This window comes from Rhodoblastus sphagnicola (genome assembly GCF_002937075.1).
GTDB lineage: Bacteria > Pseudomonadota > Alphaproteobacteria > Rhizobiales > Beijerinckiaceae > Rhodoblastus > Rhodoblastus sphagnicola.
The window spans coordinates 1-3861 of record NZ_NHSJ01000048.1; the positions used below are offsets into that span (position 1 = coordinate 1).

A 3861-nucleotide genomic window follows, 5' to 3' on the forward strand; every position below is an offset into this window, starting at 1 on the left:
ACTTTTGCTCCGCGCTTCCTTCAGACCCCGCCTCGCGGCGATAGCCCTTGCGCATTGCTAACCCTTCACCTCCATCAGGTTGGGTAGAGGACTTTCACCTCCAAGCTACCGAACATGCCCGGCACACAACGAAGCCGCTACCGCGGCGGGTGCGGCGTGATTTTGTGATCGTTCTCCTGTCTGGGAGATCGTGTCCCTTGGCGTGGTGTAGGAGACGGTGGTCGCCGTCGTTTCCATGGGCAAGCCGGGATGGGTCAGGCGGCCGCGACGGGCAGGCTGACGAGCGGATCATCGCTCAATGGCGCCATTGTCTCAAGCGTCATGTAGCGGCTTCGCTGCACGGCCCATTCATCGTTGGCTTCCAGCAGGATCGCGCCGATCAGGCGGGTGATGGCGTCTTCGTTGGGAAAGATGCCGACGACTTCGGTGCGCCGCTTGATTTCGCCGTTGAGGCGCTCGATCGGGTTTGTCGAGTGCAACTTCGTTCGATGCGCCGCCGGGAACGCCATATAGGCGAGCACATCAGCTTCAGCCTCGTCCATCGAGGCTGCGAGTTTGGGCGTCTTTGGCCGTAACTGATCGGCGACCTTGCGCCATTGTCCGCGGGCGGACTCGGCTTCTTTCTCCACGCCTTCGAGACCGAGCAGGAACTTCACGCCGGGCTTTTGCGCTATGTCCGGCACTACAATTTTCCGCGTCCGTACTCATCGCTGGCTGGACGCACGCCCGACGAGGGGGATGATCAAATCACGCCGCCGTTGTCTCCAAGGCTCGCGCCCGAGACGGCGGCGGATGTCAAACTGGCGGCATAACCCATCGCGGGAATAGCGTATTTAGCCGCAGACCTGTCCAGCCAACCGGGGGCACCTCACGTTTCAGCCGGTTCCAATGCTCTGATCACGGGCACATTGGAGCCCGCCGCACCGGTTGTGGGTGTGGCGTCTTGATATCCGCGCGGAACGCCGCAACATCGCAAGCCACCGATCACTAAAATTGAGCTCTCTTGATCAGCCGCCCTTTAATTCTCTCCAACCAACATTGTAATCGGTAAAAATTCTAACGGGACGCTTCCATGTATGCCAGAGAAACAGTTCGACCTGCGCTGGTCCCTTTCGCGGCGTGGCGAGAACGGCGCGGCAAGATTCGTTGGGCCGCCCTTTTCGTTTGGATCGCGGCAATAATCTTTGGCATCGGCATTTGGGCCATAATTGCACGTAAGCTCATGAATTCCCTTGTTCTTCTCTGAACAGACGAGGGAGCATGACAGACGCTATGGCGATTTGGAGAAGTTTTTTTGGGGCCGGCTGTCGCCTTAATCAAGCCCGATGGAGCCAGATGCTGACTGCATTTGCGAGGGGACTCGTCTAGCGTCTTCGACACCTCCGAAACGTCGCTCACGCGCGTGAAAGATCTTGATCGCCGACTGCAAGGCCTGCCGGTCGAAGTCTGGCCAGTGGATTGGCAAAAACACCAGTTCGCTGTAAGCTGATTGCCACATCAAGAAATTGGACAGGCGCGTTTCTCCGGATGTGCGGATGATGAGATCGGGGTCGGGTGCGAAACGTGTGCCGAGCCGGCTAGCGAAAAGGGTCTCGTCGATGTCGTCGGGTGCGATCTTGCCAGCCGCGATGTCGCGGGTCAAGCTGCGCGCGGCGGCCACGATCTCTTGGCGCGAGCCGTAATTGAAGGCGATCAGCAGGTTGAGTTTGGTGTTCGCGCGGGTACGGACCTCGGCCTCGTCGAGCAGCGCGACAATGTCGGGTTTCAAATTGTCGCGCGCGCCGATCACCCGCACGCGAACGTCCTCTTCCTCCAGAGCGCGCAGGTCCGAGCGGATGAAGAATTTCAACAGGCCCATCAGCCCGGACACCTCCTCCGGCGGGCGAGACCAGTTTTCGCTGGAAAAACTGTAGACCGTAAGATAGCGCACCCCAAGGTCGGCGGCGGCGCGCACCGTGCGGCGCAAGGCCTCTACGCCGCGCCTGTGCCCTTCCAATCGTGGCAGGCCGCGCTGCGCCGCCCATCGGCCGTTGCCGTCCATGATGACGCCAATATGTAGGGGCGGCTCAAGGTCTTCTGCGCCTTTGGCGATCCCCACTTGCTTGTCATTCATCCAGTTTCGTCCGGAGTATGGCTTTCGCCGTTCGCCAAGCCGCAACCATAAAGGCTGAGGCCACGTCTGCGCAAGGCTTTGAGCCTCTGCGTAATTTTCCTTTTTGATCGCCGCGCCCCTTCCTTGTATTCGCCGAATGCGATGAAGCTTGATGAGACGCGGGATGGGCTAAGCCAGCTCTGTGCAAGAAACCTGTTTGATATTGCGATCTTGAGTTCTCAAGGAATCAACATGACCACAAAATGGCGAACGCTCAAGGAACGCATTGTCGTCAAGGATCGATGGATCGATCTTCGCGCCGAAAAATGCGAAACGCCATCCGGCGCCCTGCTCGATCCGTTCTACACACTGCACCTCCCTGACTTAGTTTTTGTCGTCGCTCTTACATCGAATGAAGAAGTTGTTCTGGTGCGTGAATATCGGCACGGCATCAAAGAAACGGTCCTTAATTTGCCCGGAGGTGCGATTGAACCCGGCGAATCGCCCATCGCGGCGGCAAAACGGGAGTTGGCTGAGGAAGCAGGATTTACAGCAACCAGATGGCATCAAGTCGCAAAGGTTGCGGCTGATGTTGGCCGTCAAAACAACAATATTTACATATTCATCGCTACCGGTGCATCTTGCGATGCAATTCGTAATCTCGACACAGGCGAAGAAGGTATGACTATGGAATTATTGCAGATTAAAGGGCTTTACAAGGGTCTTTCTGATGGAATATTGCCTCACGCTGGCCATATATCAGCTTTTCTCCTTGCAATGAGCTCGATCGGCCGACTTGAGCTGAAATGAAGCGCGTCTGTGGTGGAGCTAAACGGTCCCTGGCGGCGTCAAAGGTATCCGCTCAGATCCCCGATAGGAGCGGACGTCGGCGTAGAACTTGGCACCCCTGTCGGTCTAGAAACCATTGGTGATCTTGCGGAATACGGCGCAAGGCCGCAATGCGCGCTCGGAACCATTGTTTGTCGGTGGAATGTCTTGGTTGGTTACGAACACGAATATATGCCTTCGGATTTTCTTGATGACGCGCTGGAGCTTGATGCCGGCGTCGCGCGTTGGCTCGAGCGCCATCATGGCGTCGAGGCTGGCGTTCAGCTTGGCTTGATAGGTTTTCAGTGTCGCGTCGGCGAGCGTTGGCCTTCGTCGACCGATGCTGCAGGCGCGCCCGAATAGAGGGCGCAGTTTGGTGCGGACACATCGTCGCCGGCGTCAATGACGCATTGGACGCCGCGGGTGAGATGGGCGAGGCAAACTTGATTGGCCTTTTCCGCGAACCCCATCGGTGTCCCTTCGCGGCCCCAAAAGCGGGGATCAGCCAAGGATGGATACCACATTAGGCCAACCTGGGACAACGCAATAAGCCTCACGCTCGGCAATGATAGGCAATATGGCGGAGTTCGTTTGCAACTTAGACCCAATGTTCGCCCTGTAAAAGCGATGGCGGCCCGCCCCACAACATGTCCCTAATCGAGGATTGCGCCGGGCTGGCCGGCGCCGAGCCTCAGACATGGGGATGGGCCTGATGAATGATATCGTTTTCGTGGGACTGGATGTCCATAAGGCGACCATCGCGGTCGCCGTCGCAGAGGGCGCTCGGGGCGGCGAGATCCGCGAACTTGAACCGCGCCGGGTTTGCCGGAGGCCATTTTGTTCAAATCAGGCCGCGATGGCGGTCTGATTTAGCGAGGCGTAGTAACGCGCCTCGGCCTCGGCTGGCGGGATGTTGCCGATCGGCTCCAGCAGCCTGCGGT

General features: G+C 58.2%; 3 protein-coding genes and 1 pseudogene. 1 reads left to right on the plus strand and 3 read right to left on the minus strand.

Going from position 1 to position 3861, the window contains the following annotated elements:
- Nucleotides 1-254: 254 nt before the first annotated feature.
- Both CCR94_RS07745 and CCR94_RS07750 read right to left on the minus strand, forming a co-directional pair.
- Nucleotides 255-611 (minus strand): annotated as a pseudogene (locus tag CCR94_RS07745) (transposase); the annotation flags it as partial.
- A gap of 701 nt (nt 612-1312) precedes the next feature.
- A complete protein-coding gene (locus CCR94_RS07750) occupies nt 1313-2113 on the minus strand; it encodes an isoprenyl transferase (protein WP_104507303.1) in 801 nt (266 codons plus the stop codon).
- Between the two features lie 231 nt (nt 2114-2344).
- On the opposite strand from CCR94_RS07750, the gene CCR94_RS07755 reads away from it, so the two are divergent.
- A complete protein-coding gene (locus CCR94_RS07755; RefSeq protein ID WP_206605799.1) occupies nt 2345-2902 on the plus strand; it encodes an NUDIX hydrolase in 558 nt (185 codons plus the stop codon).
- A 105-nt stretch (nt 2903-3007) separates the two neighbouring features.
- Here CCR94_RS07755 and CCR94_RS26580 read toward each other — a convergent pair whose 3' ends face one another.
- A complete protein-coding gene (locus CCR94_RS26580; RefSeq protein WP_104507305.1) occupies nt 3008-3292 on the minus strand; it encodes an IS66 family transposase in 285 nt (94 codons plus the stop codon).
- Nucleotides 3293-3861 lie beyond the last annotated feature (569 nt).

Coding starts and splice junctions, on each gene's coding strand:
- CCR94_RS07755 (WP_206605799.1), top strand. CDS start 2,345: ATGACCACAAAATGGCGAACGCTCAAGGAACGCATTGTCGTCAAGGAT.
- CCR94_RS07750 (WP_104507303.1), bottom strand. CDS start 2,113: ATGAATGACAAGCAAGTGGGGATCGCCAAAGGCGCAGAAGACCTTGAG.